General features: G+C 72.6%; 27 protein-coding genes. 13 read left to right on the top strand and 14 right to left on the bottom strand.

The window, feature by feature from the left end:
• Nucleotides 1-154 precede the first annotated feature (154 nt).
• The 4 genes from ACFYM0_RS06335 to ACFYM0_RS06320 all read left to right on the top strand — a co-directional run bounded on the left by ACFYM0_RS06335 (nucleotide 155) and on the right by ACFYM0_RS06320 (nucleotide 5529).
• The gene (locus tag ACFYM0_RS06335) at nucleotides 155-1144 is read left to right on the top strand and encodes a helix-turn-helix domain-containing protein (protein WP_388497195.1); all 990 of its coding nucleotides are present in this window, start codon (nucleotides 155-157) and stop codon (nucleotides 1142-1144) included.
• A gap of 64 nt (nucleotides 1145-1208) precedes the next feature.
• On the top strand, nucleotides 1209-2558 hold the full coding sequence (locus ACFYM0_RS06330; RefSeq protein WP_388497193.1) for a 6-phospho-beta-glucosidase: 1350 nt from the start codon (nucleotides 1209-1211) through the stop codon (nucleotides 2556-2558).
• Between the two features lie 101 nt (nucleotides 2559-2659).
• Nucleotides 2660-4738, top strand: a complete 2079-nt coding sequence (locus ACFYM0_RS06325; protein WP_388497190.1) for an MDR family MFS transporter — start codon at nucleotides 2660-2662, stop codon at nucleotides 4736-4738.
• A 131-nt stretch (nucleotides 4739-4869) separates the two neighbouring features.
• Nucleotides 4870-5529: a GPP34 family phosphoprotein gene (locus ACFYM0_RS06320; protein WP_388497188.1), complete on the top strand. Its 660-nt coding sequence runs from the start codon at nucleotides 4870-4872 to the stop codon at nucleotides 5527-5529.
• Nucleotides 5530-5609: 80 nt separating this feature from the next.
• Here ACFYM0_RS06320 and ACFYM0_RS06315 read toward each other — a convergent pair whose 3' ends face one another.
• Entirely contained in the window at nucleotides 5610-6125 is a 516-nt protein-coding gene (locus ACFYM0_RS06315; RefSeq protein ID WP_388497186.1) for an NUDIX domain-containing protein, read from the bottom strand.
• Between the two features lie 117 nt (nucleotides 6126-6242).
• Nucleotides 6243-7313 carry an ATP-dependent DNA ligase gene (locus ACFYM0_RS06310; RefSeq protein ID WP_388497183.1) on the bottom strand — a complete coding sequence of 357 codons (1071 nt, stop codon included), beginning with the start codon at nucleotides 7311-7313 and terminating at the stop codon, nucleotides 6243-6245.
• A 75-nt stretch (nucleotides 7314-7388) separates the two neighbouring features.
• On the opposite strand from ACFYM0_RS06310, the gene ligD reads away from it, so the two are divergent.
• Nucleotides 7389-8408, top strand: a complete 1020-nt coding sequence (ligD, locus tag ACFYM0_RS06305; RefSeq protein ID WP_388497180.1) for a non-homologous end-joining DNA ligase — start codon at nucleotides 7389-7391, stop codon at nucleotides 8406-8408.
• 45 nt (nucleotides 8409-8453) lie between these two features.
• Here ligD and ACFYM0_RS06300 read toward each other — a convergent pair whose 3' ends face one another.
• Nucleotides 8454-9914 carry a S41 family peptidase gene (locus tag ACFYM0_RS06300; protein WP_388497178.1) on the bottom strand — a complete coding sequence of 487 codons (1461 nt, stop codon included), beginning with the start codon at nucleotides 9912-9914 and terminating at the stop codon, nucleotides 8454-8456.
• Nucleotides 9915-10158: 244 nt separating this feature from the next.
• On the opposite strand from ACFYM0_RS06300, the gene ACFYM0_RS06295 reads away from it, so the two are divergent.
• Together ACFYM0_RS06295 and ACFYM0_RS06290 are read left to right on the top strand one after the other, a co-directional pair.
• A complete protein-coding gene (locus ACFYM0_RS06295; protein WP_388497175.1) occupies nucleotides 10159-11049 on the top strand; it encodes an alpha/beta fold hydrolase in 891 nt (296 codons plus the stop codon).
• On the top strand, nucleotides 11046-12548 hold the full coding sequence (locus ACFYM0_RS06290; RefSeq protein WP_388497172.1) for a DHA2 family efflux MFS transporter permease subunit: 1503 nt from the start codon (nucleotides 11046-11048) through the stop codon (nucleotides 12546-12548). The genes ACFYM0_RS06295 and ACFYM0_RS06290 overlap by 4 nt, the downstream gene beginning before the upstream one ends.
• Here ACFYM0_RS06290 and ACFYM0_RS06285 read toward each other — a convergent pair.
• Nucleotides 12511-13281, bottom strand: a complete 771-nt coding sequence (locus ACFYM0_RS06285; RefSeq protein WP_388497170.1) for a TetR/AcrR family transcriptional regulator — start codon at nucleotides 13279-13281, stop codon at nucleotides 12511-12513. The genes ACFYM0_RS06290 and ACFYM0_RS06285 overlap by 38 nt on opposite strands.
• 110 nt (nucleotides 13282-13391) lie before the next feature.
• On the opposite strand from ACFYM0_RS06285, the gene ACFYM0_RS06280 reads away from it, so the two are divergent.
• Nucleotides 13392-13646 (top strand): WhiB family transcriptional regulator, encoded by a 255-nt coding sequence (locus ACFYM0_RS06280; protein WP_388497167.1) that lies wholly within the window; start codon nucleotides 13392-13394, stop codon nucleotides 13644-13646.
• Nucleotides 13647-13723: 77 nt separating this feature from the next.
• Here ACFYM0_RS06280 and ACFYM0_RS06275 read toward each other — a convergent pair whose 3' ends face one another.
• The 6 genes from ACFYM0_RS06275 to ACFYM0_RS06250 all read right to left on the bottom strand — a co-directional run bounded on the left by ACFYM0_RS06275 (nucleotide 13724) and on the right by ACFYM0_RS06250 (nucleotide 18230).
• Nucleotides 13724-14377 (bottom strand): hypothetical protein, encoded by a 654-nt coding sequence (locus tag ACFYM0_RS06275; RefSeq protein ID WP_388497164.1) that lies wholly within the window; start codon nucleotides 14375-14377, stop codon nucleotides 13724-13726.
• Nucleotides 14374-15534 (bottom strand): hypothetical protein, encoded by a 1161-nt coding sequence (locus ACFYM0_RS06270; protein ID WP_388497161.1) that lies wholly within the window; start codon nucleotides 15532-15534, stop codon nucleotides 14374-14376. Before ACFYM0_RS06270 ends, ACFYM0_RS06275 begins: the two co-directional genes overlap by 4 nt.
• Nucleotides 15527-15838 (bottom strand): hypothetical protein, encoded by a 312-nt coding sequence (locus ACFYM0_RS06265; protein ID WP_388497159.1) that lies wholly within the window; start codon nucleotides 15836-15838, stop codon nucleotides 15527-15529. Before ACFYM0_RS06265 ends, ACFYM0_RS06270 begins: the two co-directional genes overlap by 8 nt.
• Nucleotides 15839-15933: 95 nt before the next feature.
• Nucleotides 15934-16905: an acyl-ACP desaturase gene (locus ACFYM0_RS06260; RefSeq protein ID WP_388497157.1), complete on the bottom strand. Its 972-nt coding sequence runs from the start codon at nucleotides 16903-16905 to the stop codon at nucleotides 15934-15936.
• 166 nt (nucleotides 16906-17071) lie between these two features.
• Nucleotides 17072-17311 (bottom strand): hypothetical protein, encoded by a 240-nt coding sequence (locus ACFYM0_RS06255; RefSeq protein ID WP_388497154.1) that lies wholly within the window; start codon nucleotides 17309-17311, stop codon nucleotides 17072-17074.
• A 67-nt stretch (nucleotides 17312-17378) separates the two neighbouring features.
• Nucleotides 17379-18230, bottom strand: a complete 852-nt coding sequence (locus ACFYM0_RS06250) for a helix-turn-helix domain-containing protein (protein WP_388497153.1) — start codon at nucleotides 18228-18230, stop codon at nucleotides 17379-17381.
• Between the two features lie 212 nt (nucleotides 18231-18442).
• Here ACFYM0_RS06250 and ACFYM0_RS06245 point away from each other — a divergent pair, with 212 nt between their 5' ends.
• Nucleotides 18443-18910, top strand: coding sequence for an ATP-binding protein (locus ACFYM0_RS06245; protein WP_388497151.1), 468 nt, complete (start codon nucleotides 18443-18445; stop codon nucleotides 18908-18910).
• 55 nt (nucleotides 18911-18965) lie between these two features.
• On the opposite strand, the gene ACFYM0_RS06240 is transcribed toward ACFYM0_RS06245, so the two are convergent.
• From ACFYM0_RS06240 to ACFYM0_RS06230, 3 genes are all read right to left on the bottom strand, one after another.
• Entirely contained in the window at nucleotides 18966-20606 is a 1641-nt protein-coding gene (locus ACFYM0_RS06240) for an ABC-F family ATP-binding cassette domain-containing protein (protein ID WP_388497149.1), read from the bottom strand.
• Nucleotides 20607-20865: 259 nt separating this feature from the next.
• Nucleotides 20866-21282: an SsgA family sporulation/cell division regulator gene (locus tag ACFYM0_RS06235; RefSeq protein WP_388497148.1), complete on the bottom strand. Its 417-nt coding sequence runs from the start codon at nucleotides 21280-21282 to the stop codon at nucleotides 20866-20868.
• Between the two features lie 277 nt (nucleotides 21283-21559).
• Entirely contained in the window at nucleotides 21560-21859 is a 300-nt protein-coding gene (locus tag ACFYM0_RS06230; RefSeq protein WP_388497146.1) for a YciI family protein, read from the bottom strand.
• Between the two features lie 26 nt (nucleotides 21860-21885).
• Between ACFYM0_RS06230 and ACFYM0_RS06225 the strand changes: the two genes are divergently transcribed.
• Complete coding sequence (locus tag ACFYM0_RS06225) at nucleotides 21886-22566, top strand: endonuclease V (RefSeq protein WP_388497143.1); 681 nt, start codon at nucleotides 21886-21888, stop codon at nucleotides 22564-22566.
• Nucleotides 22567-22579: 13 nt separating this feature from the next.
• Here the strand turns inward: ACFYM0_RS06225 and ACFYM0_RS06220 are convergent, their stop codons facing one another.
• The gene (locus tag ACFYM0_RS06220) at nucleotides 22580-23785 is read right to left on the bottom strand and encodes a saccharopine dehydrogenase family protein (RefSeq protein ID WP_388497141.1); all 1206 of its coding nucleotides are present in this window, start codon (nucleotides 23783-23785) and stop codon (nucleotides 22580-22582) included.
• Between the two features lie 248 nt (nucleotides 23786-24033).
• Here ACFYM0_RS06220 and ACFYM0_RS06215 point away from each other — a divergent pair, with 248 nt between their 5' ends.
• From ACFYM0_RS06215 to ACFYM0_RS06205, 3 genes are all read left to right on the top strand, one after another.
• Nucleotides 24034-24435 carry an MmcQ/YjbR family DNA-binding protein gene (locus ACFYM0_RS06215; RefSeq protein WP_388497138.1) on the top strand — a complete coding sequence of 134 codons (402 nt, stop codon included), beginning with the start codon at nucleotides 24034-24036 and terminating at the stop codon, nucleotides 24433-24435.
• 104 nt (nucleotides 24436-24539) lie between these two features.
• On the top strand, nucleotides 24540-25694 hold the full coding sequence (locus tag ACFYM0_RS06210) for a CaiB/BaiF CoA transferase family protein (RefSeq protein WP_388497136.1): 1155 nt from the start codon (nucleotides 24540-24542) through the stop codon (nucleotides 25692-25694).
• Nucleotides 25694-26719: an LLM class F420-dependent oxidoreductase gene (locus tag ACFYM0_RS06205; RefSeq protein ID WP_388497133.1), complete on the top strand. Its 1026-nt coding sequence runs from the start codon at nucleotides 25694-25696 to the stop codon at nucleotides 26717-26719. The genes ACFYM0_RS06210 and ACFYM0_RS06205 overlap by 1 nt, the downstream gene beginning before the upstream one ends.
• Nucleotides 26720-26729: the final 10 nt, after the last annotated feature.

Genomic DNA, 26729 nt, shown 5'->3' with positions numbered 1-26729 from the left:
TGTCCGTACGGCTAGAACGTGCCACATCTGTGGCGGGATCGAGCTGCCCAGAGGCTGGAATTGCCACAATAGTTGACACTCGAATGAAGTCGGTAGCAGGATCGCCACACGGAAATGAAGATCCAGACCGTAATAAAGATGGGGGGAGCTCTCGGTGCCACATCTCGCAGCGGTGGGCCCGTCCGAAGGGCTCGCCCACATCGGTGGGGAGCGCCTCGCGGGCGAGGAGTCCGCACGCGGCGCCGTGCGGTCGGAGCGACGCAAGGAGATTTTGCGCCAGCGCCGGGAGGAACTGGGGCTGAGTCAGGAAGACTTGGCGGCGCGTTTGCGCATCAGCGTTCGCGCGTACGGAAACTGGGAGCGCGGCCTGGTCAAGGAGTGGACGGACCGCAAGCTGCTCGCCCTGGCCGAAGCCCTGGAGATGAGCGAGCGGCAGTGCTTCTGGCTCTTCCGGATCATGGTCGACCGTGACCCGCCGCCCACCTGGCGCGCGGCCGAGGACAGCCGGCTGCCCGACGATCCCGCGCAGCGCGACTACTTGTGTGACTACGCGGCCCTCATGGAGGCCGTTCCCTACCCGAGTTTCCTCGTGGACCACCGCTGGGACGTGGCCCTGACCAACTCGGCGTTCGACCGGCTCTTCCAGTCGGTGCGCCCCCATCCGACCGCCCTGCCGGACGACAACTTCCTGCGCTTCGTGCTGTTCCACCCGGACGCCGCGGCCGTGCTGGAGGACCACGAACCGGCCTGGTGCGTACCGCTGCTGGCCCGGTTCGCGACCGCGCTGGCCGCCGCCCCCGACGACGAGGGGCTGCGCAGCATCCGTCAGGAGGTGGCCCGTGACCCGTTCATGGAGGCCGCCTACCGGTACGGAGTGCCGCACTGGCTGACGACCCACGGGGCCGGGGCCGCCGAACAGGACGGCGCCGTGCGCACCGTGCGCCACCCGGACCCGGGCTGGGGCCTGGTGCGCTGCCGGATGGTGGCGGAATCCGGCCCGATGCTCGACGGCATGGGGCTGACCCGGATGACGCTGGTCCTCTCGACGCCGCAGGGCCGGCCGACGGGTCCGCTGCCGGGCGGTCCGGGCGCGCAGCCGCACCGGTTGCCGAGGCTGAGGGCCGTGCCGTCGCCGGTTGACTGATCCGGCGGGGGAGACTGGTGCCACGACACCCTGGCACCGGAGCACTGCGAAAGGCGGTAAGGGCGTGCGGCTGACGATCCTCGGCGGGGGCGGATTCCGGGTACCGCTCGTCTACGGAGCCCTGCTCGGCGACCACGCCGAAGGCCGGGTGTCACACGTGACCCTGTACGACGAGGACTCCGGCCGGCTTCGTGCCATGGCACGGGTGCTCGCGGACCAGGCCGCCGGGATCGCGGACGCCCCGGCCGTCACGGCCACCACCGATCTCGACGAGGCCCTGCGCGGCGCCGACTTCGTATTTTCGGCCATTCGCGTCGGAGGCCTGGAGGGGCGGGCCGCCGACGAGCGGATCGCCCTGGCCGAGGGAGTGCTGGGCCAGGAGACGGTGGGCGCGGGCGGGATCGCGTACGGCCTGCGGACGGTGCCGGTGGCGCGTGAGATCGCGCGCAGGGTGGCCCGTACCGCCCCCGGGGCATGGGTGATCAACTTCACCAACCCGGCCGGGGTGGTCACGGAAGCCATGGCCGAGGAGCTCGGGGACCGGGTCATCGGCATCTGCGATTCGCCGGTCGGGCTCGGGCGGCGGATCGCCCGGCTGCTCGGCGCCCGGCCCGAGGAGGCCTGGATCGACTACGTCGGCCTCAACCACCTGGGCTGGGTGCGCGGGCTGCGGATCGGCGGGCGCGACGAACTGCCGCGGCTGCTGGCCGACGCGCAGGCCCTGGAATCCTTCGAAGAGGGCCGGCTGTTCGGGGCCGAGTGGCTGCGCTCCCTCGGCGCGATCCCGAACGAGTACCTGCACTACTACTACTTCAACCGCGACACCGTACGGGCCTACCAGGAGGTCAAGCAGACGCGCGGGGCGTTCCTGCGCGACCAGCAGCGGGGGTTCTACGCCGAGGCCGCGCGGCCGGATCAGGCGCCCGGGGCGGCGCTGGCCGCCTGGGACCGCACCCGGGCCGAGCGCGAAGCGACGTACATGGCCGAGAACCGCGAGGTCGCGGGCGTCGGCGAGCGCGAGGAGAGCGATCTGGAGTCGGGCGGGTACGAGAAGGTCGCCCTCGCCCTGATGCGCGCCATCGCCCGGGACGAGCGCGCCACCCTGATCCTGAACGTCCGCAACCGCGGGACCCTGTCGGTGCTCGACGCCGAGGCCGTCATCGAGGTGCCCTGCCTCGTCGACGCCAACGGGGCCCACCCGGTCGCCGTCGATCCGCTGCCGCTGCACGCGGTGGGCCTGGTGACCTCGGTCAAGGCCGCCGAACGGGAGGTCCTCGCCGCGGCGGCCAGCGGATCGCGGGCGGACGCCGTCAAGGCCTTCGCGCTGCATCCGCTGGTGGACTCGGTCGCGGTGGCCCGGCGGCTGGTGGCCGGGTACGCGGCGGAACATCCGGGGCTGGGCTACCTGCGCTGACGGCCGGCGGGCGGGTCACTCCCGCAGCCCCCCGTGTCTCGGCCGCCCGGATGGGCTAACGCCGCATGCGGCCGGGCGGGGGCGCTGTGAGAGTGCGAGGTGTGACCACAGCCGAAGGTGCAGCCCCCGCCATATCCGCAGCGGCGCCACCCTTGCTCGACCGGCGATCGCGCAACATCGTGTTCGGCACGATCATGCTCGGCGTGCTGCTGGCGGCCCTGGACCAGACGATCGTGGGCACCGCGCTGCCCACGATCGTGGCGGACCTCGGCGGCGGGGACCACATGTCCTGGGTCGTGACCGCGTACCTGCTCACCGAGACGGTCGCCACCGTGCTCGTCGGCAAGTTCGGTGACCTCTTCGGCCGGAAACTGGTCTTCCAGATCTCGGCGATCGTCTTCATCACCGGTTCCTTCCTGTGCGGCCTCGCGAGCAACATGACCCTGCTCATCGTGTGGCGGGGCATCCAGGGCATCGGCGCCGGCGGGCTGATGGTCACCGCGATGGCCCTCATCGCCGACGTGGTCCCGCTGCGCGAACGAGGGAAGTACCAGGGCGCGATCGGTGCCGTCTTCGGCGTCGCGACGGTGATCGGGCCGCTGCTCGGCGGACTCTTCACCGACCACCTGACCTGGCGCTGGGCGTTCTACGTCAACGTGCCGATCGCCATCCTGGTCGTGGTGGCGGCCGCGAAGACGATCCCCTCCGTGCGCGCCGCGGGCAAACCGGTCATCGACTACCTGGGCATCGCGATGGTCGCGATCGGCGCGAGCTCGCTGATCCTGGCCACGAGCCTGGGCGGGAACGAGTACGCCTGGAGTTCTCCCCTCATCGTCGGGCTCTTCGCGGCCGGCGCCGTGGCGCTGGCACTGTTCTGCCTGGTGGAGATGCGCGCCGCACAGCCGATGCTGCCGATGCGGCTGTTCCACAACCCCGTCTTCTCGGTCTGTTCCGTCCTCAGTTTCGTCGTCGGCTTTGCGATGCTCGGCGCGATGACCTTCCTGCCGACGTACCTGCAGTACGTGGACGGGGATTCGGCCACCGTGTCCGGAGTGCGCACGCTGCCGCTGGTCATCGGCCTGCTGATCGCGTCGGTCTTCAGCGGCAACGTCACGAGCAAGACCGGGCACTACCGGATCTTCCCGATCGTCGGCTGCGCGGTGATGGGCCTCGGGCTCTACCTGCTGTCGCGGATGGGGCCGCAGTCCAACGCCTGGCTGGAATCGCTGTACATGTTCGTCCTCGGCACCGGCATCGGCCTGTGCATGCAGGTGCTGACCATCGCCGTGCAGAACACCGTGGACTACGCCGATCTCGGCACCGCGACCTCGGGCGTCACCTTCTTCCGTACCCTCGGCAGTGCCTTCGGGACCGCCGTCTTCGGCACGATCTACGCCAACACCCTGAAGCCCGCGCTGGCGAAGGGGGTCGCGGAGGCCGCGCGCGTCACCGGCCAGGACCCGGCGCAGCTGGGCGCGGCGGCGCAGAGCCCGCAGGGCGTACACGGGCTCGATCCGGCGGCGGCCGGGCCGGTCATCGACGCGTACGCGGACACCCTGCACACGGTGTTCCTGTGGACCGTGCCGGTGGCGGTGGTCGGATTCGTCGTCGCGCTGTTCCTCAAGCAGGTCAAGCTGCGCGACAGCGCGCGGGCCGGTTCCACGGACATGGGCGACGGCTTCGGATCGCCCGCCACGGCCTCCGGGGACTCGGCGAAGCTGCTGGAACTGGCGGTCGGCAAGCTGGTGCGGAGCATGGGGCCGGAGACGGCCCGCGGGATCGTGAACTCCTCGGACACCAGGCTGGACATGGCGGGTGCGTGGGCGGTGATGCAGGTGGACCTGATGACCCGCACCGTCGGCTACGCGAGCCTGGGACTCATCGCGTCGCGCCGCCACCTGCCCCCGGAGGTGCTGTTGCCGGTCTTCGAACGGATGGTGGACGAGGGCTACATGACGCGGCAGAACGGCTTCTACACGCAGACCCCGGCGGGCGAGCGGGAAGCGGGCGTCATCTCGGACGCGTGGGCCACGTGGCTCGGCGACCAGCTGGAGAAGGACCGGGGCCGTCCGCGCAGTGCGGAGCTGCGGGCCGCCGCGGACGCGATCGCGAAGCGGCTGCTGGCGGAGGACCTGGGCGACGGGAACTTCGCCCCGCGTGCGATGGCGGGGCGGCCGTAGGGCGGGCCCGGGAACTTCCCGCCGGGCGTGGACGTCTGGCCATGAGACAGGTTCTACGAGACGTAGGAGTTCTACGTTGAGACGTAGGAGTTCTACGTTTCCAAGGGTGCGGGGGTGCGGGGATGCCGGGCATGGGGATCACACTGGCGGAGGAGATCACGCTGCTGTCGCTGGACGACGAGTCCGGGTCGGTGAAGCAGCGGCCGTCGGTGGGCTGGGCCGTGGCGGGCGCCCTCCTGCTCGAACTGGTCCTCGCGGAGCGGGTGCGGGTCTCGGGCAAGTACCTGGAACTGGTGGACGGCTCGCCCACCGGGGAGGAACTGCTCGACGGCCGGGCCGAGTCGATACGGGCCTGGATGGGCGGCCGGAGCAAGCGCCGGGTCACCGATTGGCTGACGAAGGACCAGGCCAAGGCCATCGGAGCGGCCGTGGAGCGGCTGAGCGGACGCGGCGTGGTCGTGGAGGAGCGGCGCAAGGCGCTCGGAGTCTTCCCCGTGCGGCGCTACCCGGAGGCCGACGGAACGGTCGAGCGCGAACTGCGCGAGCGGCTCGCCTCCGCGGTCATCGACGGCGCGGAGCCGGACGGGCGCACCGCGAGCCTCGTCGCGCTGATCCACGCGGCCGGCCTGCACTCCCTGGCCTTCCCGGGAGTCCCGCGCAAGGAGGTGGAGGCGCGCACGGCGGAGATGGCCGAGGGGCAGTGGGCGGCCGAGAGCGTCCGCGCCGCGATCCGTGACATGCGGCTGGCGATGGCGGCCGTCACCGCGGCGACGGTGGCGACGGTGGTCTGAGGGGCACAGCCACCGCCCCGCTGATCCGTTCGGCACGTCGGCGTGCGCAACGGGGCGTGAAACCGGCGCGGGGCAGGTCCTCAGGGAAGCGCCGGGCCTCCCGCGGGGTCCGGCGGGACCGCGGTCGGATAGTCGTACGACGGTACGTGCGGGAGTTGCGGCGCCAGGTCGGGCCGCCAGGCGCGCAGGGCCGCCGCGGACGGGGCGTAGAGGGCCGCCGGGATCTCGGCCGGGGCGAACCAGGACCAGCGGGCGATCTTGTGGGGCTCGGTGACGGTGGCGGTGCCCTCGGCGGCCGAGGTGACGGCCGCGGCCGTCAGCTGGGTCAGGCCGGAGTCGGCGTCGAGCAGGATGGAGACGATCCGGATCTCCTCGGGGGCTGTGCGCAGCGCGGTCTCCTCGGTCAGCTCGCGGGCGGCGGCCTGTTCGAAGCCCTCCCCGGGGTCGACCTTGCCGCCCGGCAGTTCCCAGCGCCCGTCGTGCGCCTGGCCGAGCAGCACCCGGCCGTCGGGGCCGACGACGACCACGCCGACTCCGACGACGGCGTGGGGGCGGGGGACGGCGCGTCCGGCGGGTGCGCCGGGTGCTGTGCTCATGGGCGTCCTTCGGTGGATCGGTGTGCCGGGACGCCGTGCGGTGCGGCCCGGCTGTGACCTTACGTCCGTCCGGTACGGCCGGCCGCGATGCGGTGGGAGCCCGGCCACCGGCGGGCCTCAGGTCGCCTTCGTGCTCAGCACCTCGGCGAGGTCGTAGCCGACGACCTCCTCCAGCTGGGCGTACGTGCAGCTCCGCGGCTCCCGGTCCGGCCGTATGCGGCGGAACTGGGCGGTGTGCCGGAACCGGTCGCCCTCCATGTGGTCGTAGGCCACCTCGCAGACCCACTCGGGGCGCAGCGGCACCCAGGACAGGTCCTTCTTGCCGGTCCAGCGGCTCTGCGCTCCGGGCAACCGGGCGCTCTCGTGGGCGGACTCCTCGGCCCAGGCGGCCCACGGGTGCCCTGTGGGGTCGGGCATCCGGAGCGGTTCGAGCTCGTCGATCAGCTCGGCTCGGCGCTTCATCGGGAACGCGGCGCACACGCCCACGTGCTGGAGGGTGCCGTGGGCGTCGTAGAGCCCCAGGAGCAGCGATCCGACAATCGGACCGCTCTTGTGGAAACGGAAACCCGCGAGGACGGCGTCGGCCGTACGCTCGTGCTTGATCTTGAACATGAGGCGGGCATCGGGCCGGTAGGGGAGATCGAGGGGTTTGGCGACGACCCCGTCGAGCCCGGCGCCTTCGAATCGTTCGAACCACTCCCGTGCGAGCGCGGGGTCGGTGGTCGCGGGCGCGAGGTGTACGGGGGGCCGAGCGGTGGAAAGCATGCGGGTCAGGGCGGCGCGGCGGTCGGCGAGCGGCGTGTCGAGAAGGGCCTCGTCGCCCAGCGCGAGCAGATCGAAGGCCACGAACGAGGCCGGGGTCGTCTCGGCGAGCAGTTTCACCCGGGAAGCGGCGGGATGGATCCGCTCGCTGAGCCGGTCGAAATCGAGCCGCCCGCCCTGGATGACGACGATCTCGCCGTCGACCACGCAGCGGTCGGGCAGATTGGCCTTCAACGCCTCCACCAGCTCGGGAAAGTACCGGGTCAGGCTCTTGCCGGTGCGGCTGCCCAGCTCGATCTCGTCCCCGTCCCGGTGGACGATCGCGCGGAAGCCGTCCCACTTGGCCTCGTACTGCATGCCCGGTGGGATCGTGGACACGGATTTGGCGAGCATCGGCTTCACGGGTGGCATGACCGGCAGATCCATGTCTCCGATTCTGGGGTGGTACGCCCGTGCACGCTCGGTGTGCGGGGCCGCGCGGGTCCGCCTACCGTGGCGCACATGGGTGCAGCGGGCAAAGCGATCGAGCTGGAGGCGGGCGGCCGGGCCGTCCGGCTGTCCAGTCCGGACAAGGTGTACTTCCCCGAGCGCGGCCTCACCAAGGGGGACGTGGCCGCCTACTACCTCGCGGTCGCGGACGGGATCACCCGCGCGCTTCGCAACCGGCCCACGACCCTGGAACGGTTCCCGGACGGGGTGGAGGGCGAGTCCTTCTTCCAGAAGCGGGCCCCGAAGAACCTGCCCGACTGGATCCCCACCGCCCACATCGCCTTCCCGAGCGGCCGCACCGCCGACGAGATCTGCCCGACCGAGCCGGCCGCCGTCCTGTGGGCCGCCAACCTGGGATGCCTCACCTTCCATCCCTGGCCGGTCCGGCGGGAGGACACCGACCATCCCGACGAGCTGCGCATCGACCTGGACCCGCAGCCGGGCACCGACTACCACCACGCGGTCGCGGTCGCCCACGAACTGCGCGTGCTGCTGGAGGAGTTGGGCATGCGCGGCTGGCCCAAGACCTCGGGCGGCCGGGGCCTGCACGTGTTCGTGCCGATCGCCCCGCGCTGGACCTTCGCGGAGGTCCGCAGGTGCGCCATCGCGATCGGCCGGGACCTGGAGCGCCGGATGCCGGGCAAGGTCACCACCGCCTGGTGGAAGGAGGAGCGCGGCGAGCGGATCTTCGTCGACTACAACCAGACGGCACGCGACCGCACCATCGCCTCGGCCTACTCCATCCGTCCGCGCCCGCACGCCCCGGTCTCCGCGCCGCTGCGCTGGGACGAGCTGGACGAGGCGGAGCCGCGCGACTTCGACATCGTGACGATGCCGGCCCGCTTCGCGGAACTGGGCGATCTGCACGCGGACATGGACGAGCACGCCTTCGCCCTGGACGCCGCGCTGGAACTGGCCGACCGCCACGAACACGACCACGGCCTCGGCGACATGCCGTACCCGCCGGACTACCCGAAGATGCCGGGCGAGCCCAAGCGGGTCCAGCCGAGCCGCGCGAAGCACGAGGACTGACGGGAGTTCGGCGGCAGTTCGGCGGCAGTTCGGCGGCAGGACGGCCTAGGCCCGGGGGAGGCGTCGTAGGGCGGCGGTGAAGGCGGAGTCGCGGTGTGCGTCGAACTCCTCCTGCGTGAAGACCGGGGTGCGGACGTCGACGGGGATGCCCGGACCGTCGAAGGTCTTCCCGGTGCGGGTGAGGAACTGCTCGTTGGGCAGGCCGAGTTCCCAGCCGTTGGGGAGGGCCCGGCCGAGGACGTCGGAGAAGACTCCCTGGGTCGGCTCGCCGATGCGCACCGTCCGGCCGGGGCGCTCCAGGAGGGCCTGGGTGAAGGTCTCGCCCGCGCTCACGGTGGAGCCACCGGTGAGCACGGCGATCGGCCCGGTGTAGCGGGGGCCGCGCGCGGGGTGGACGTACAGGGGCTGCGGGCGGGTGAACCGGGTCGCGTCGGCGGGGTCGTTGCGCACGCGCTTGGCGTAGGCGAAGTACGGGCGGTCCGTGAGCCGGGCGGCCAGGCGCAGGCCGAGCTCGTCGGAGCCGCCGCCGTTGATGCGCAGGTCGATGACCAGGCCGCGTAGACGGGCGGTGCGCTCGGCGGTGAAAACGCTCTCCAGGGCGCGGTCGAGCTCGGCGCTCTCGGAGGCGAAGTCACCGCTCTCGGTGTAACCCCCGAAGCCGGAGAGGCGCAGGTAGCCGCGGCCGTCCGGGAGGTCGGCGTACGAGATGCGGCCCTGGGCGAACTCCTGGGGCGCGTGTCCGCCGAGGTCCACCTCCTGGATGTACGCCTTGACGCGGGTTTCGAGCTCGAGGGTCGGCATCACGGTGCCCGGGCGGACCTCGCCGAAGCGCCGGTCGCCGCCGACGAGGCGGACGTGCGCGTCGTGCAGGGGGGCGAGCATCTCCTCGAAGACGGCGAAGAGTTCGTCTTCGGTGGTGCCGGCGTGCACGCGGGGGCGGTGGCTCTCGCGTACCGCGTTCCAGTCGACGCCTTTGGCAGCGAAGAAGGGGTAGTTCTCCGCGAAGGTCTGCCAGAACACGTCGAAGGTGGCGACCGGGTCCGCGGCGGGGCCGGGCTCCTGGGCCTCGCGGCACCGCTCGGGCAGGGCGCCGAGGCGGCGGGTCGCGCGGTCGCCGACCGAGCCTTCGACGTGCACCGATCCGGGGCGCACGGTGAAGACCTCGTGGTCCTCGGTGGCGTAGCGGAAGGCGGCGGCGCTCCCGCTGTCCAGGACCCGCCGCGCGCTCGCTCCGGGCAGGCAGCTGATACCGGTGACCTGGTACTCCTGCAGCCGTCCGGACTCCACGCGGAGCACGGTGCCGTAGCCGTCGAGCTGCCAGATCCCGACCGGCCCGGCGGGCGGGCGGCCCGCGGCGGCCGTGGCGGCCGCGGCGGGGCAGGCGGTGGTGACCGCGAGGGCGAGGAGCAGCGCCGCGGCGGCCGCGCGCCGGTGCGTGGCCGTGCCCCTGCCTGCGCGAGTGCCTGTGCCTGTGCCTGGGCCTGTGTCCGTGTCCGTGTCGGTCATCGTGTTGTCCCCGTTCGCCGAAGTCCCTTGAGCCGTATCAGGATCCGGGGGCGGCCGGGGTCGGGGACATCCTGCAGCCCACCCGGCCCGGGGTGGGGCTACCCCCCGAATCCGGCTGGCAGCCAGGCCGCGCGCGACCCATCCATAACAACACGAACGATCGTGCTAATATCTCTCCATCATCCTGACCCGCCAGCTCCGTCTGGCCACCCTGAGGAGATCCGGAGAACCGGGCATGCACCCCATGGCTTCACTCCTGAGCACGACCCTCAACATCACCGCCCGGGTCGCCCCGGGCCCGGTCGGGCGGGTGGCGTTCGCGCTCTTCGTGCGGCCGCTCGGCCGGCCGAAGGTGAAGCCGGGCGAAGAGGAGGTCATGGCCCGGGCCGTGACCGGCCGGCTCGTCGTGGACGGGATACCCGTGACCACGTACCGCTGGGGCGACGGCGGCCGGCCGGTTCTCCTCGTGCACGGCTGGAGCTCGCGGGCCTCGCGCTTCGCCGGGTTCGTGGAGGCGCTGCTGGCCGAGGGCCGGACCGTGGTCTCCTTCGACGCACCCGGTCACGGCGCGTCCGGTGGCCGGGCCACCACCATCCTGCGCCAGCGCGAGATCATCCGCCGACTGCACGCGCGGTACGGGGATTTCTCGGCCGTACTGGCCCACTCCTTCGGGGTGGTGTCCACCTTCTTCGCGCTGCGGGACGGGATCCGGGCCGACCGGATCGCCGGTATCGGCGCCATCTCGGACTTCGACTTCCTCGCCGCGCGGTTCCGCGCGATGCTGGGCGTGAACCAGGCCGTCGAGGACGCCATGCGGCGCCACATCCAGCGCCGGCTCTTCCCGTCGGAGCCCGGCATCTGGCCCCGGTTCGACGCCTGCCACCACCCCGAGGAGATCCCCTCGGAGATCCTGCTCGTGCACGACGCGGACGATGACACGGCTGCCCCCGGCCAGTCCCGCGCCCTCGCGGCGGCCTACGGGGAGCGGGCCCGCCTGATCGAGACGAGCGGTCTCGGCCACCGCCGCATCCTCCTCGACCCGGACGTCATCGCCACCACCGTCGAGTTCCTGGGCGCGACCCGGACGCAGGCCCGAACGGCAAGCCCGACCGGGGCCGCGGGAACCACCCGATGACCGCCACCCGCCCCGAACCCACCGCGCCCGAGTCGGTCACCCCGCGCGAGTCGCTCACCGCACCCGAGTCGGTCACCTCGCGCGAGTCGGTCTCCGCGCCCGATTCCGGATGGCAACGGGCCGAAGGCGGCCCCGGGGGCGGGCGGGTGCTCGCGCTGGCCAGTGCCGTCACCTTTCTCGCCTTCCTCGACGCCACCGTCGTCAACGTCGCCTTCCCCGACCTGCGCCGGGCCTTCCCCGAGGTGTCGCTGGCCCGCCTGACCTGGATCGTCAGCGCCTACGCCGTACTGTTCGCCGCCCTGCTCGCCGCGGCCGGCCGGCTCGCCGACACCCTGGGGCGCCGAGCCCTGTTCCTCGGCTCGGTCCTCGCCTTCACCCTGACCTCGCTCGCCGCCAGCGCGGCCCCCACCGCCGAGCTGCTCATCCTGGCCCGCGCCCTGCAGGGAGCCGCCGCCGCCGGGATGATCCCCGCCGCCCTGGGCCTCGTACTCGCCCACACCCCGCCCGCCCGCCGGGCGGCCGCCCTCGGAGCCTGGTCGGCGGCGGGCGGCCTGGCCGCCGCCGTCGGCCCGAGCATCGGCGGACTGCTCGTCGAGTGGTGGGACTGGCGTGCGATCTTCCTCGTCAACGTCCCGCTCGGCCTCGCCGTCGGCTGGGCCGCCGCCCGCGTCATCCCCCGGGAGCCCCGCACCGGACGCCGGCTCCCCGACCCCGTCGGTACGACGGCGCTCGCCCTCGGCATCGGGGGAGTGGTGGCGGGGCTCTCCCAGGGCGCGGAGTGGGGCTGGACCGATCCGAAGGTGCTGGCCCTGGTCATCGGCGGCGCTCTGGCGGGCACCCTCGCGCTGCGCCGTTCGCACCGCCATCCCGCCCCGGCCGTCGACCGGGACCTGTGGCGCGACCCGCTGTTCGCCCGCGCCAACATCGGCGCCCTGCTCTTCGGCGCCGCCATGTACGCATGGCTGCTCACCGGCCCGTCCTACCTCATCGAGCGCTGGAACTACTCCGTCCTGCAAGCCGGCTTCGGAGTCACACCGGGAGCCGTGCTCGCCATGGCCGGTGCCCTCGTGGTCGGCCGCCGGGTCCCCGCCCGCTTCCAAGGGGCAGCCGTCACCGTCGGATCGCTGCTCTTCGCGGCCAATGCCCTGCTGCTGTGGGGCTGGGTCGGGGAGTCCTCCTCGTACGCCCGGATCTTCCTGCCCGCGGGCCTCCTCGGCGGCCTCGGCATCGGGGTCGTGGTGACCGCGCTGTCCACGACGGCCTCGGCCGGCCTCCCGCCGCAGCGCTTCGCGGCCGGTACCGGCCTGCTGATGACGGCCCGCCAGCTCGGCGGTGCGCTCGGCGTCGCCGGCACGGCGGCCCTGCTCACCGGGTCCGGCCCGGGGGACCACTGGCGCGGAGTCTTCCTGATGATCGCGTTCGCCGCGCTGGGTTCGGCGGTCGCGGGCGCCTCGATGCGGCTCAGCGGTCCGGCGAAGCCGGCGCGGCCGGGAGGCTGACGGCCGGAGCGTCGCCGGCGGAGAATCCGGCGGCCGGGAACGCGAGTACGGGCGGCCGCTCCGGGAGTTCCTCCGGGGCGGCCGTCGTCGCGCGCAGCCGGGCGAGGATGCCCCGCGCGGCCCGGCCGTAGGCAGTGGTGTCCTCGTGCAGCACGGAGTGCGCGTTGGCCAGCTCCATCATCGCCATGATCTCGAAGGCGAGCTGCTCGACGTCCACGTCCACGTCCACGCCCACGTCCGTGTCGACGTCCACGCCCGCCTCCGCGGCCGACGCGCGGAACCCCCCCGCCAGCCGGGCCTCGTCGAGCAGCCGCTCGATGTACCGCGTCCAGTCGCCGCGGATCTTGGCGATCTCGTCGTGTACGGGCCCGGGGCGCGAATCGAACTCGGCGGACGCGGAGTAGAAGAAGCAGCCGCCGGGGAAGACCCGGCGCCCGGAGTAGTCGAGCCAGCTCTCGCACAGCCGCCAGACCTTGGCGAGCCCGGCGGGCTCGTCGCGTACGGGCCGTACGACCTGCTCGACGAAGACGGCCCGGGCGGCCTGCACGGTGGCGAGCTGGAGCTCCTCCTTGGAACCGAAGAGGGCGAACACGCCGCTCTTGCTCAGCCCCAGATCCGTGGCGATCTTCCCCAGGGACAGCCCTTCCAGGCCGTCCACCGAAGCGATGCTCATCGTCCGTTCCAGGACCGTCCGCCGCGTCTGGTTCCCGCGCTCCACGCGTCCGTCTGCCATGCGGCCATGGTACCGAAGTCAGCGCACGCACGGTCGTTCACTCTGTGGCCGTCGTGGCTGTTGATCAGGCGTTGATCGGACGTCCATCGCCGCCGGACAGGCTCGGCGGCATGTCGATGAACACCACCGATACCGATACCGTCACCGCCGTCCCGGCCTGGTACGAGCTCGCCCTCTGTGCCCAGACGGGCCCGGGCTTCTTCTTCCCGGAGCCAGGCTCCTCACTGCGCGACGCGAAGCGGCTGTGCGGGGCCTGCGAGGGCCGCAAACCCTGCCTGGACTACGCCCTGGCCAACGACGAACGCTTCGGCGTCTGGGGCGGCCTGTCCGAATCCGAACGCCAGGCCTTGCGCCGGCGCCCCTGACCGCGCGGCGCCTCTGACCGCGCGGCCCCCCCGACCGCCCGGCGACCTTGCCGTGCGGGTCCGGCACGGTACCGGCGTCACCCCAGCAGTTCCCGGATCCGCGAGGTCCCGGCGCCGCCCGGCGGCCCGGTCGGCCGGGAATCGGCTTCGGGGTCGGCGAAGGCGATCGTGTGCGCGACCGCCTCCAGGATGGCGGTGTACGCGTCGGCGTGCTCGGTCGCCGCGCTGGTGAGGTCGAGCAGCAGCAGGTGGCGCCCGTCGGGATGCGCCGTGACGGCCCTGGCCTGGAACATCCCCCGGTCGGTACCGGGGACGGGGAGGACCCCGGAGACCAGCGCGCACGGGAGGCCCGAGGCCAGGTCCAGGTACCTGCGCGTCGAGCCGCTCCCGAGGGCGGACCGGGCCAGGGCCAGGGCCACCCGCGCCGCACCGGCCCCCGCGCCCGCGTCTTCGGCGGGTCGCACGGCGAGGGAGAACAGCGAGGTGGAGACGGTCTCCGGGCCCTCGGGGTGGAGGCCGACCGCGGTGTGGACCAGGTGCAGGCCGGGCTGAGCGGCGAGTGCGTCGAGGCAGTCCATCAGCCGGCCGAGCTGCGCCCCCGCACCGGAGTCGCCGCCCAGGGCCCCCAGGGCTTCGGCGACCTCCTCAATTGCGTCCCGGTCCTCGGGGCCGATGTCGTGGAACCCGGGCGGCAGCCGGAACCAGACCGGCGGGGCGGAGTCGTTGCTCACGGCTGCACCAGCGTCCAGAGACGGGCCGACCGCGCGGCCGTGGACGGACCGTCCTCCACGACGAGCCGGGTGCCGTCCACCGCCGTGGAGCCGCGGTCCACGGATTCGTTGTCGCCCGTGTAGTCGGCGGCGGCCGTGGCCGCTCCGGTGGCGGCCACGGCCACCCCCACCCGCTCCCTGACCTCGGGTGTCGACGACCGCAGGGCCCACGCGGTGAGCGGGCTCTCCACCTTGCGCAGTTCGTCCGCCGTGCTCCACGTCGTGCGGGCGAACGCACCCGCGCCCGGCGAGACGCCCGCCAGTGCGCCGGCCTCCGGGACCGCCATGGCCGCGCGGGCGGCGACCGTACCGGCCCTCGCGCCCGTGGCGACGGCGGCCACGCCCGGGACGGCGCCGAGGCCGTCGCCGAGCAGCGTCACGCTGTTCTTCCAGAAGGCCGCGTCGAACTTTCCCCGGGTGAGACCCTCGGTCAGCGGCTTGCGGAAGCCGGGGTCCGCGAGGTGGGTGGTCAGGGCGGCCAGCGAGAGCCCGCCCGCGACCAGCATGACCGCCATCCCGGCAGGCGGGAAGAAGAGGGCGACGGCCGCACCGGCCGCCCCCAGAATGGCCGCCGCGTTCGAGAGGGCGTCCGCCGGATCGTCGACGATCTTGTTCCAGACCGACTCCAGCACCCCGGGCTCCTTCGGCGCCAGCCGCCGGGCCGTCGCGGTCAGCGTGTCCGCGACCCGGCGGGCCGCCGCGGAGTGCTCCGAGGCCAGCTCGGCGGCCAGCCGGCGGGCGTCGGTGAGGGCCTCGTCGGTGGTGGCCGCGGCGGCCCGGGAGGCGTAGCGGGCGGCCAGGGTGCGGTGGGCGGCCAGGGTGTCGTGCCAGCCGGTCAGCCGGCGCGCGGCCTCCGCCAGGGAAGTGTGGGCCGCGTGGAGGTGGCGGGGCAGCTCGCGCGACAGCGAGGCGCGGAAGGCGGTGGCGGCCTCGCCCTGCCAGGCCGAGCTGTGGGAGACCAGGGCGTCGACGACCCGGGAGGTCTCCGCGAGGCGGTCCGCCGAGGAGCGGAGCTTCTTCGCCAGGGCCAGGACCGCGAACGGGCTCCCCGGGGCCGGATCGAAGCCGAGCGCGGAGTAGTCGGCGGCGGGGGAGCCGGAGGCCCGGGAGTCAGCCACGGGACCCGGCCGCCTGCCGGAAGGCCGCGCGGATGGCCTCTTCGAGCTCCGCGTACTCGGCGGCGCTACGGCGTACGCCCTCGCGCACGGCCTTGATCCGCCCGGCGAGCTCTTTGGTTCCGTGGCCCCAGCTGTCCTGGAAGCCGTCGCACGCCGCGTCGAGGTCCGCCGTGCCCAGCTGGTCGGCCCGCACGTGGTCCAGCTCCCGCCGGGCCTCGCGCAGGGCGGTCAGCGAGGTGTCCAGGGCGTTGGTGAGGCGCGCCAGCTGGTCGATCTCGACCTGCAGCGGTGTCATGGCGGTCATGACGCGAAACCCTGGCAGAGCGGGGCTCTGCCAGGGCAATCGTCGTCACCCGCCCGAGCGAGCGGAAACCGGTCAGTCGCGGCGCGGGGGCCGGATCAGGCCTTGCGGGCCGCGATGCGGGCCGCGCGGGCGGCCAGCCGCTCGTCGAACTTGCGGGCCTCGGAGTCCAGGCCGTTCATGAAGAGACCGAGCTCTTCCTGGGCCTTCTGGCCGTCGGGGCCGAGGCCGTCGATGTCCATGATCTTCAGGAAGCGGATCACGGGGCTCAGCACGTCGTCGTGGTGGATCCGCAGGTTGTAGACCCCGCCGATCGCCATCTGTGCGGCCATCCGCTCGAAGCCGGGCATCCCGTGTCCGGGCATCCGGAAGTCGACCACGACGTCCCGTACGGCCTGCATGGTGAGGTCCGGGGCGATCTGGAAGGCCGCGCCCAGCAGGTTGCGGTAGAAGATCATGTGCAGGTTCTCGTCCTGCGCGATGCGGGCCAGCATGCGGTCGCAGACCGGGTCACCGGACTGGTGGCCGGTGTTGCGGTGCGAGATGCGGGTCGCGAGCTCCTGGAAGGCCACGTACGCCACGGAGTGCAGCATGGAATGGCGGTTGTCGGACTCGAACCCCTCCGACATGTGCTGCATCCGGAATGCCTCGAGCTTGTCCGGGTCCACGGCGCGCGAGGCCAGCAGGTAGTCACGCATCACGATGCCGTGGCGGCCCTCCTCGGCGGTCCAGCGGTGCACCCAGGTGCCCCAGGCGCCGTTGCGGCCGAAAAGGGAGGCGATCTCGTGGTGGTAGCTGGGGAGGTTGTCCTCGGTCAGCAGGTTCACGACGAGCGCGATCTTGCCGATCTCGGTGACCTTCGACTGCTTCGGGTCCCAGGCTTCGCCGTCCTCGAAGAAACCGGGGAAGTTCCGTCCGTCGCTCCACGGGACGTACTCGTGGGGCATCCAGTCCTTGGTGACCGTCAGATGGCGGTTGAGCTCCTTCTCGACCACCTCTTCCAGCGCGAACAGCAGCTTGGCGTCCGTCCACGCCTCCGAGCTGCCGAGGTGGGGAGAGGTGATCGTCACGGGTACTCCTGAGTGCAAAGCGAATTACCTACGGTTCCGTAGCCTACGGAGTCGTAGGTTAAGCGCGACATCAAGACCAGCCAAGCCCCACAGGTGACTATGTCCGGTTACGTCACGTTATTTGTGCAGTTTGAAGGGGGCATGGCGTGGCTTGAAGGGACCAAAGTCATGCGAGTAGGTGGTCCGCGGCTCCCGCCTTGACGGCCGAGATCAGCGCACGGAGCGCGTCGATCGAGTCGGTGACGTAGGCGGCGGACTCGGTGGTGCCGATGTACGCCTTCCCCTCGGCGTCCCGTCCGAAGCGGAAGCAGTTCGCCCCCTCGCTGCAGAATGCCTCGTCCCAGGCGATGCCGGCCGTCGCCGACGGGGCCGCCGGGGTGGTCGCGGTCGTGGTCGTCGTGCCCATGTCGTTCTCTCGTCTCCTCGTCAGATCCGGCTCCGTGGTCAGTCGGCCGGTCGGACGGTCGGTCCGGTCAGAGGGTCTGTGCGATGGCGCGGATGAAATCGCGGGAGTCGCGGGCCGGCAGTGCCAGGGAGCGCAGCCGCTCCAGCAGACCCCGGTAGCGGAGCAGCTTCATCTGCGAATCCAGCAACATCGAGCCGTGCGAACTGTCCAGCTGTACGGTGTCGAGCTCGCTGATCGTGGCGGCCGCATAGGTGAAGGACTGGCCGGCGCCGGGGAACCCGCCGGCGGTGAACGGAATGACGCGCACGGTCGTACGCGCCCGCTCCGACTGCTCCAGTATGTGTTCGAGCTGCGCCCGCGCCACCTTCGGGCCGCCGAACTGCATGCGCAGCGCCGCCTCGTGCACGACCGCCTCGTACAGCGGCGGTGCCTCGCGCGCGAACACCTGCTGGCGGTGCATCCGCAGGGCGAGCCGCGCCTGCAGGTCGGGTGCGGGCAGCGGCGGGTCGGCGGTGTCGAAGACGGCCCGCGCGTGCGCCTCGGTCTGCAGGAGTCCGGGTATGTGCGTGGTCACCGCGGTGTGCAACCCGACGGAGTGGTGCTCCAGTTCGCAGATGTCCAGGAGTGCGGGCGGCAGCAGCCCCCGGTGCTGCTCCCACCACCCCTTGTCGCGTTCCCGGGCCATCGAGGCGAGCAGGTCGACCAGCCCCGTGTCGGGGCAGTCGTAGTTGAAGGCGAGGGTGCGGACACGCTCGGCGCTGATCGCGATCCGGCCGGACTCGATGTTGGGGATCCGGGTGCGGTCCACCCCCATGAGCGCCGCCGCCTGTTGTACCGACATGCCCGACTGTTCGCGGAGTTTGCGCAGCTCGGAGCCCAGGCGCTGCTGGCGCGCGGTCGGCGTACTCCTCGGTGGCACGGGTCCCCCTCTCCTCCGGCCGGGGCATGTGGGAGCGCCTCACGAGTCCGGAAATGCCCTGAGAAATCATCAAGTCGTCGTACAAGTAGTAGCACTGTGCACCACGTTGCGCTACGGTCGGTAGCGCAAGTCTCACACGGGGCGACCTCCAGCTCTTGTATGACCACACGGCCATCCACGCATTCAGCACCTCAGCACCTTGGAGCAGCACGATGACGGGCACTCTCTGTGGCCTGCGGTCGGTCCACGAGTTCCGGCAGGCCCCGCCGGGGGCGGAGAAACTGAGCTATTCCATAGGCCTGCCGGGCGGCGCCCACTGTGCGGGCAGCGCCCGTGGCGCCCTGAGGTCCCTGCTCGACCGGCACGGACTGCCGGACCTGTGCGACACCGCGGCCCTGGCCGCCTCCGAACTCGTGGCCTGCGCCTACCGGTTCACGCCCGACAAGGAGATGGTGCTGAAAGTCCGCTGGCAGTTCGACGCCCTGCGGATCGTCGTCTTCGACCAGCACCCGGCGCACTCCTCGCCCGAGGCGAGCGAGGAGTGCCGGCGCCGGCGCAGCCGCGGGATGTGGCTGCTCGCGGCGGTGGTCGATTCCTGCGGCGGGGACTGGGGACTCACTCCGGTGCTCACCCCGATGGGCGGCACCAAGTCCTGGGCGTTACTGCCCATGCCGCGTTAGCCCGTCACCCGTCCCCGTCGGACGTGCCCCTCACCAGTGCCGTCACCCGTGCCCGTCACCCGTGCCACAGCGACCGGTGGACCTCCTCGGCCGTCGTCGGCCGCAGCCCGTCGTCGAGCAGCAGCCAGCGCGTGATGCCGATGGATTCCAGGAACGGCACGTCGTGGCTCGCCACCACGAGCGCCCCCTCGTAGGAATCCAGCGCACCGGTCAACTGCCGTACGCTCGCCAGGTCCAGGTTGTTGGTCGGCTCGTCCAGCATGAGCAGCTGCGGGGCCGGCTCCGCGAGGAGCAGCGCCGCCAGCGTCGCCCGGAACCGCTCGCCGCCCGACAGGGTGCCGGCCGGCCGGTCCGCGCGCGCACCCCGGAACAGGAAGTGCGCGAGCCGCGCCCGGATCAGATTGTTCGTCGCGTGCGGGGCGAACCGCGCCACGTTCTCCACGACCGAGCGCTCGTCGTCCAGTACGTCGAGCCGCTGTGGCAGGAACCGGGCCGGGACGTGGGTCACCGACTCGCCGGACAGCGGGGCGAGCTCCCCCGCGATCGTGCGCAGCAGGGTCGTCTTGCCCGAGCCGTTGGCTCCCACCAGTGCGATCCGCTCCGGACCGCGCAGCTCCCACTCGCCCGCTACGGCGCCGCCGTGGACCGGGTGCAACCCGCTCAGAGTGAACACGCGGCGGCCCGGCGGGACCTGGGTGGCGGGCAGTGCGATCCGGATCTCGGCGTCGTCGCGCACCGCCAGCTCCGCCTGGTCGAGGCGTTCCTCGGCCTCGGCCAGCTTCTCGGTGTGCATGATGCGGTGCTTGCCCGCCGACTCCTGCGCCGCACGCTTGCGGGCACCCATGACGATCTTCGGCTCGCGCTTGGAATCGAACATCTTCTGGCCGTACCGCTTGCGCCGGGCCAGTTTGGTGTGTGCCTGCGCCAGTTCGCGTTTCTGCCGCTGCACGTCGCCCTCCGCGGCCCGGACCATCCGCTCGGCCGCCTCCTGCTCGGCCGCGAGCATTTCCTCGTAGTCCGTGAAGTTGCCGCCGTACCAGTGGATTTCGCCCTCGTGCAGGTCGGCGATCTGGTCGACCCGGTCCAGCAGCTCCCGGTCGTGGCTGACCAGGAGCATCACCCCGGTCCAGGATTCGACGGCCGAATAGAGCCGGCGCCGGGCCCGCAGGTCGAGGTTGTTGGTCGGCTCGTCCAGCAGCAGGACGTCCGGACGGCTCAGCAGCAGAGCCGCCAGCCGGAGCAGCACGCACTCTCCGCCCGACAGTTCGCCGGTGGTGCGGTCCAGGCCGATCCGGCCGAGGCCGAGCTGGTCGAGCGTGGCGAGGGCCCGCTCCTCCACGTCCCAGTCGTCGCCGACCGCCGCGAAGTTCGCCTCGGTCGCCTCGCCCGCCTCGATGGCGTGCAGGGCGGCCCGGGCGGTGTGGACGCCGAGCGCCTCGTCGACCCGTAGGGCGGTGTCGAAGGTGACGGTCTGCGGAAGGTGGCCGACGGTGCCGGACAGGGCCAACTGGCCGCCAGTCGGCGAAAGTTCCCCCGCGATGAGTTTCAGCAGGGTGGACTTCCCGCAGCCGTTGCGCCCGATCAGGCCGGTACGGCCGGGGCCGACGGTCAACTGGAACCCCTCGAAGACGGGCGTTCCGTCGGGCCAGTCGAAGGACAGGCCGGAGCAGGTGATGAAGGTGGGAGCAGGACTCATGGAGGCCTCCAGGTTGCGTGAGTGGTGAGTGCAACGCGGGGGAGACAGCGCACCGCGGGTGAGGGCGGTGGTCGGTGTCTCGGACCTCAGAGAAGCAACGTCCTGCTCCGTTTCGACGGCGATGGGGCGTCTACGAAGCTACGGGGCGGCCGGAGCCGCCGGCAAACGAATTAAGAAGAGCGGGCGGGAGCGATGCGGCCGGTCCGCGGAGGGGCCGGTCCGCGGGAGGGGACCGGATCCGGCGCGCAAGGGTGGAAGGTCAGCAGGAGCCGCGCATCAGATCCGCGAGGCTCTGGTCCATGTCGAGGTACAGGTGTTCCAGGCCCGGCGGCACGATCGTGGAGGCCCGCTCCAGGAAGCGGTGCAGCTCGGCCGTCATCATCAGCACGATCGCGACCCCCTCGGGGGCGTGGAACTCCACGGTGGTCCGGTCTGCGTCGTACGGGCGCACGCGCACGTCCCCGCAGCCGGAGGGGCGGGCCAGCCCGGACTCCAGCAGCTCGCGGGAGAACGTCCACGAGACCTCGATGCCCTCCAGGGTCGCGGGCGCGGGGAAGGCCATCCGGACGGCGAAGGGATCCGACCGGTCGTAGCAGAGCGTGACCGGTACGGTGTCGACCTTCGGTGCGGTGGCGACCAGTCGGGCCTGCACGGCCTGCTCGATGACAGTGATCAAGGCTCGCTCCCTTGCGGCGGATCTCGTGCCGGACCGCGGGGTGGGGGCCCGGCAACGGGATAGACGCGCGATTCGGCGAATCCGTGCACGCGAGTCGGAGTGAGCTGTGTCACCGAATGGCCTGAACGTGCCTGTGTGATCGCACAGGGTGACGGGTGGCAGGGGCATCCGGGGCTCATCGGCAAGCCCCGGGGCCTCCCAGTACGGCCGGTTCCCGCTCACTCCACAGGCCCAAAGCACACTCCGGGCCACCCGCTCCGGGCCCCCGCGCGCCCCGCTACACCGCCGGGTTCTCCCGTACCGTCGCCAGGTCCGAGGACGTCTTCGTCGCGAGGAACTCGGTGATGCGGTAGGCGCAGACGCCCGCCACGGTGAAGGGGTCCTCGGACGCGATCTTCTCGACCTCCGCGCGGGAGATCCCGCCGGCCAGGATCACGCCCCCGTCGCGCGGGACCTTGCGGCCCGAGGCGAGGAAGATGCCGGCGGCGTAGTAGCCGTCCAGCCAGGCGATGTGCGCGTCCATCTCCTCTTCGACGGCTTCGACGGGCGCGGTGTAGGTGAGCTCCATGACGAACATGATCGCCAGGCTACTCTCGCACCACTATGACGAGTGCGAAGAACCCCGCCGACGAGGCCGAGGCCAAGGCGATACAGGACGAACTGCGTGACCGGGTCGTCCTGGCCGAAACCGGACCCCCGCCCGGCGAAGGGCTGATCGCCGGTGTGGACGTGGCCTACGACGACGAGCGCGACCTGGTGGCCGCCGCGGCCGTCGTCCTCGACGCCGCGACCCTCGAGGTCGTCGAGGAGGCCACCTCCGTCGGCCGCGTCAGCTTCCCCTACGTCCCGGGCCTGCTCGCCTTCCGTGAGCTGCCGACCGTGCTCGCCGCACTGGAGTCACTGACGGTCACGCCCGGTCTGGTCGTCTGCGACGGCTACGGACTGGCCCACCCGCGCCGCTTCGGACTCGCCTGCCACCTCGGGGTGGTCACCGGACTGCCCGCCATCGGCGTCGCGAAGAACCCGTTCACCTTCACCTACGAGGAACCGGGTGCCCGGCGCGGGGACCTCTCCCTCCTCCGCGCGCCCGACGGCGAGGTCGTCGGGCGCGCGCTGCGCACGCAGGACGGGATCAAGCCCGTGTACGTATCGGTGGGCCACCGGGTCTCCCTGGACAACGCCTGCGCTCACGCCCTGGCGCTGAGCCCCCGCTTCCGCATCCCGGAGACCACCCGGCACGCCGACTCCCTGTGCCGGCGGGCCCTGCGCGAAGCCACGGCCTGAGCCGCCCGACGCCTCAGTCCGAGGCCGCCACCCGGAAGCGGATGCCCGCCTTCCGGAGCCGGTCCAGCAGGGCGTCGCCCATCGCCACGGCGGTGGTCAGCTGGCCGGAGAGCTCGGGCAGGGCGTCGTAGGCGAGGCAGAGCGCGGACTCCGCGAACATCTTCGCGGTCTCCCCGTACCCCGGGTCGCCGCCCGAGACTTCGGTGAAGACCCGGCGGCCGCCGCCCTCGCCCACGAACCGCACGCTGAACCAGCTGCGCGCCCGCCGCTCCGCGTCCGGGCCCTGGCCCGGCTCCCAGCGGCCCGCGAGCCACTGGCGCACCGGCGGGATCTGGGCCAGGGCCACCACCCCGCCGACCGCCGCCGTACCGCCCACGGCGACGGGCAGGTGCCGTACGGAGGCGTAGTGCCGGTAGCGGAAGTCCGGGCCGTACCGCTCCAGCGCCGCCGCCGAGCGGGCCACGACCTGGACGTCCAGTACGGGAAGCGGCAGGGCCCAGGTCCCGGTCTCCCGGCTGAAGCGCGGTGCGCCCACGGGGACCCGCACCCGCCGGCCCAGCAGCCGGGGCTCGTGCATCCGGCGCGCGCGGGCGGCGGCCAGGTTCTGCGGTCCGCGGCCCAGTGCGGTGAGCACGGTGGTGAAGGTGCCGCCCGAGAACAGGGCGTTGGAACGCACGAAGCCGTCCACGGTCAGCGGGACGCCGGCCGGCAGCTGTCCGACCGTGAAGTACGCCCCGAGGTCGGCCGGGATGGAGTCGAAGCCGCAGGCGTGCACGATCCGGGCGCCGCTCTCGCGGGCCCGCGCGTCGTGCTCGACGTACATCCGGTCCACGAATTCCGGCTCGCCGGTCAGGTCCAGGTAGTCGGTGCCCGCCGCGGCGCAGGCGGCCACCAGCGGCGCCCCGTACAAGACGTACGGCCCCACGGTCGTGGCCAGCACCCGGGTGGAGGCGGCCAGTTCGCGCGTCGCCGCGGCGTCCTGGGCGTCGGCGCGCAACAGCGGCAGGTCCGCGCAGCGCGGGTCGAGGGCGGTCAGCCGCTCGCGCAGCCGCTCCAGCTTCGCGAGGTCCCGCCCGGCGAGGGCCCAGCGGCAGTCCGAGGGGGCGTGCGCCGCGAGGTACTCGGCGGTCAGCGCCCCCACGAACCCGGTCGCGCCGAAGAGCACGAGGTCGTACTCCCGTTCCGCGGTGCGCGGTTCGTGCCGGACAGCTGCGTTCATCGGGAGCCTCCCAGGGTGTCGGTGGTGGCTGAGGCTAGCGGGTGGCGGCCGTACGGCGGACAGCGCCCCGGTACCGGCCCCGCCCCGGTACCCGCCCCGGTACCCGCCCCGGTGCCGGCCCCGGATCCGCCGCCGGTGCACCGTCCGTCCTGCGGCCGGCCGTGTCGGGCGTCGATTCCTCCGCCCGCGCCGCGGACGGCCTAGCGTGGGGAGGGACGGTCCGCGCCGGCGGGTGCGGCCTGCGATGAGTGGAGGTTCGCGTGAAGGCTGGGGTGCGCAGGTGGGAGGCGGTCCGGGCGTTCGCCCTGGGGCTGCCGCAGGCGCGGGAGGAGTTCCCCTGGGGTCCTGAGGACTGTGTCGTGAAGGTCAACAAGAAGATCTTCGTCTTCCTCGGGAACGCCGACGGCCCGTCGCCCGGGATCTCCGTGAAGCTCAAGGACGAGGCGCTGCACGGTCACGCCATGACCGCGCCCGGAGCGGAGCCGACCGGCTACGGGCTGGGCAAGGCCGGCTGGGTCTCCGTGCCGCTGGGGGAGAAGGGGGCGCCCTCCGCCGAGGTGCTGTGCGAATGGGTGGAGGAGAGCTACCGGACCGTCGCGCTCAAGCGGGACCTCAAGGAGCTCGACGCGCGAAACGCCCCAACCGGCTAAGCGCTTGCTCTTGTGCTGAGTGGAACGGGTTCCTAGCATCACTGGTGTTACATCAGTTGTGTCACACAGTGGCGGCAGTGGTGCCACCGGATGCTGGGGGCTCGATGGCAGTGACAGGGAACGCGCCCGGGAGCGGCGGGGGCCCGCTCGCGGGCGTCCGCGTCGTCGAGCTGGCGGGCATCGGGCCGGGCCCGTTCGCCGCCATGCTCCTCGCCGACCTGGGGGCCGACGTGGTGCGGGTCGACCGGCCCGGCGGCGGCGGGCTGGCCGTGAACCCGGCCTACGACATCACCAACCGGAACAAGCGCTCCGTCCTCGTCGACCTGAAGTCCCCCGACGGCCCGGCCCGCGTACTGGACCTGGTCGAGCGCGCCGACGTGCTCGTCGAGGGCTTCCGCCCCGGGGTCGCCGAACGGCTCGGCGTGGGACCGGCCGACTGCCACGCCCGCAATCCCCGGCTCGTCTACGGCCGGATGACCGGCTGGGGCCAGGACGGCCCGCTCGCCCACACCGCCGGGCACGACATCGCGTACATCGCCGTCACCGGCGCCCTCGGCATGATCGGCAACCCGGGCGAACCCCCGGCCGTCCCCGCCAACCTGGTCGGTGACTACGCGGGCGGCTCGCTCTACCTCGTCATCGGCGTACTCGCCGCCCTCCAGCACGCCCGCACCCCCGGCGGCACCGGCCAGGTCGTCGATGCGGCCATCGTCGACGGCACCGCCCACCTCACCGCCATGATCCACGGGATGATGGCCGCCGGCGGCTGGCAGGACCGGCGCGGGGCCAACCTGCTGGACGGCGGCTGCCCCTTCTACGGCAGCTACGAGACCTCCGACGGCGGGTACATGGCGGTCGGAGCGCTGGAGCAGCAGTTCTACGACACCTTCGTGGAGCTGCTCGGCATCAAGGACCAGGCCCCCGCCCGCAAGGACCTGGCCCGCTGGGGCGAGCTCCGCGAGGCCGTCGCCGCGCGCTTCAAGTCCCGTACCCGCGAGGAGTGGACGGCCGTCTTCGCGGGCACCGACGCCTGCGTGGCGCCCGTGCTCTCCCTGCGCGAGGCCCCGCACCACCCGCACCTGGCCGCCCGCGGCACCTTCGTCGAGGCCGCCGGGATCACCCAGCCCGCCCCCGCGCCCCGCTTCTCCGCGACTCCGGCCACCGTCGTGGGCGGGCCGGCGCTGCCGGGCGCGCACACGGAGTCGGTGGCGGCCGACTGGGGCGTACCGGGGCTGCTGGGCAAGGAGTCCGGCGCCTGATGGAACTCTCGATGATGCTCGACTACTCCGCGGACCCGCGCCGCGCCGCCGACGCGGCGGCAGGGCTGGAGACGGCCGGGCTCGACGCGGTGTGGGTGGCCGAGGCCTGGGGCTTCGACGCCCCGACGATCATGGGGTACCTGGCCGCCCGCACCGAGCGGATGAAGATCGGCTCGGCCATCCTCAACGTCTACTCGCGCACCCCCGCCCTCATCGCCCAGACCGCGGCGGGCCTGGACGCGATGTCCGGCGGCCGGGCCATGCTCGGCCTGGGGGCCTCGGGCCCGCAGGTGGTCGAGGGCTGGCACGGGAAGCCGTACGACAAGCCCATCGGCCGGACCCGCGAGACGGTCGAGCTGTGCCGCCGCATCTGGCGCCGCGAGACCATCGACCACCACGGCATCACCGACATGCCGCTGCCGCCCGGGAAGGGAGGCCGGCACGGCAAGCCGCTGAAGATGCTGACCCGGCCGGTCCGTGCGGACATCCCCGTCTACGTGGCCTCGCTGGGACCGGCCAACGTGCGGATGACGGCGGAGATCGCCGACGGCTGGCTGCCGACCCTCTTCGTGCCGGAGAAGGCCGGCGCCGTGTGGGGGAGCGCGCTCACCGAGGGCGCCGCCCTGCGCGCGCCGGAGCTCGGCCCGTTGCGGACGGTGGCCGGCGGACTGCTCGCGATCGGCGAGGACGCGGCGGCCCTGCGCGACCTCGCGCGGCCGCAGATCGCCCTGTACGTCGGCGGCATGGGCGCGGTCGGCAAGAACTTCTACAACGACCTGGCCGTCGCCTACGGGTACGGGGCCCAGGCCCGCAAGATCCAGGAGCTCTACCTCTCCGGGCACAAGCGCGACGCCGCGGCCGCCGTACCGGACGAGCTGTGCGAACTCACCACGCTGTGCGGGCCCGAGGGCTACGTGCGCGAGCGCGTCGAGGCCTTCCGGGCCGCCGGGGTGACCATGCTCAATGTCACGCCCGTGGGCCCCGAGCCGGCCCGGCTCATCGAAACCGTGAAGAACTGGCTGTAAGGAGCCGTCT

The organism is Streptomyces sp. NPDC006487 (assembly GCF_042870555.1).
In the GTDB taxonomy this organism is placed as follows: domain Bacteria; phylum Actinomycetota; class Actinomycetes; order Streptomycetales; family Streptomycetaceae; genus Streptomyces.
The sequence above is the reverse complement of the archived record's forward strand: the minus strand, read 5'-3'. Positions and strand labels throughout refer to the sequence as shown.

Excerpts from the sequence above, each read along its gene's own strand:
- ACFYM0_RS06320 (WP_388497188.1), top strand. The coding sequence starts at position 4,870 with ATGGGGATCACACTGGCGGAGGAGATCACGCTGCTGTCGCTGGACGAC.
- ACFYM0_RS06315 (WP_388497186.1), bottom strand. The coding sequence starts at position 6,125 with ATGAGCACAGCACCCGGCGCACCCGCCGGACGCGCCGTCCCCCGCCCC.
- ACFYM0_RS06310 (WP_388497183.1), bottom strand. The coding sequence starts at position 7,313 with ATGGATCTGCCGGTCATGCCACCCGTGAAGCCGATGCTCGCCAAATCC.
- ligD (WP_388497180.1), top strand. The coding sequence starts at position 7,389 with ATGGGTGCAGCGGGCAAAGCGATCGAGCTGGAGGCGGGCGGCCGGGCC.
- ACFYM0_RS06300 (WP_388497178.1), bottom strand. The coding sequence starts at position 9,914 with ATGACCGACACGGACACGGACACAGGCCCAGGCACAGGCACAGGCACT.
- ACFYM0_RS06295 (WP_388497175.1), top strand. The coding sequence starts at position 10,159 with ATGGCTTCACTCCTGAGCACGACCCTCAACATCACCGCCCGGGTCGCC.
- ACFYM0_RS06290 (WP_388497172.1), top strand. The coding sequence starts at position 11,046 with ATGACCGCCACCCGCCCCGAACCCACCGCGCCCGAGTCGGTCACCCCG.
- ACFYM0_RS06285 (WP_388497170.1), bottom strand. The coding sequence starts at position 13,281 with ATGGCAGACGGACGCGTGGAGCGCGGGAACCAGACGCGGCGGACGGTC.
- ACFYM0_RS06280 (WP_388497167.1), top strand. The coding sequence starts at position 13,392 with ATGTCGATGAACACCACCGATACCGATACCGTCACCGCCGTCCCGGCC.
- ACFYM0_RS06265 (WP_388497159.1), bottom strand. The coding sequence starts at position 15,838 with ATGACCGCCATGACACCGCTGCAGGTCGAGATCGACCAGCTGGCGCGC.
- ACFYM0_RS06255 (WP_388497154.1), bottom strand. The coding sequence starts at position 17,311 with ATGGGCACGACGACCACGACCGCGACCACCCCGGCGGCCCCGTCGGCG.
- ACFYM0_RS06245 (WP_388497151.1), top strand. The coding sequence starts at position 18,443 with ATGACGGGCACTCTCTGTGGCCTGCGGTCGGTCCACGAGTTCCGGCAG.
- ACFYM0_RS06240 (WP_388497149.1), bottom strand. The coding sequence starts at position 20,606 with ATGAGTCCTGCTCCCACCTTCATCACCTGCTCCGGCCTGTCCTTCGAC.
- ACFYM0_RS06230 (WP_388497146.1), bottom strand. The coding sequence starts at position 21,859 with ATGTTCGTCATGGAGCTCACCTACACCGCGCCCGTCGAAGCCGTCGAA.
- ACFYM0_RS06225 (WP_388497143.1), top strand. The coding sequence starts at position 21,886 with ATGACGAGTGCGAAGAACCCCGCCGACGAGGCCGAGGCCAAGGCGATA.
- ACFYM0_RS06220 (WP_388497141.1), bottom strand. The coding sequence starts at position 23,785 with ATGAACGCAGCTGTCCGGCACGAACCGCGCACCGCGGAACGGGAGTAC.
- ACFYM0_RS06210 (WP_388497136.1), top strand. The coding sequence starts at position 24,540 with ATGGCAGTGACAGGGAACGCGCCCGGGAGCGGCGGGGGCCCGCTCGCG.
- ACFYM0_RS06205 (WP_388497133.1), top strand. The coding sequence starts at position 25,694 with ATGGAACTCTCGATGATGCTCGACTACTCCGCGGACCCGCGCCGCGCC.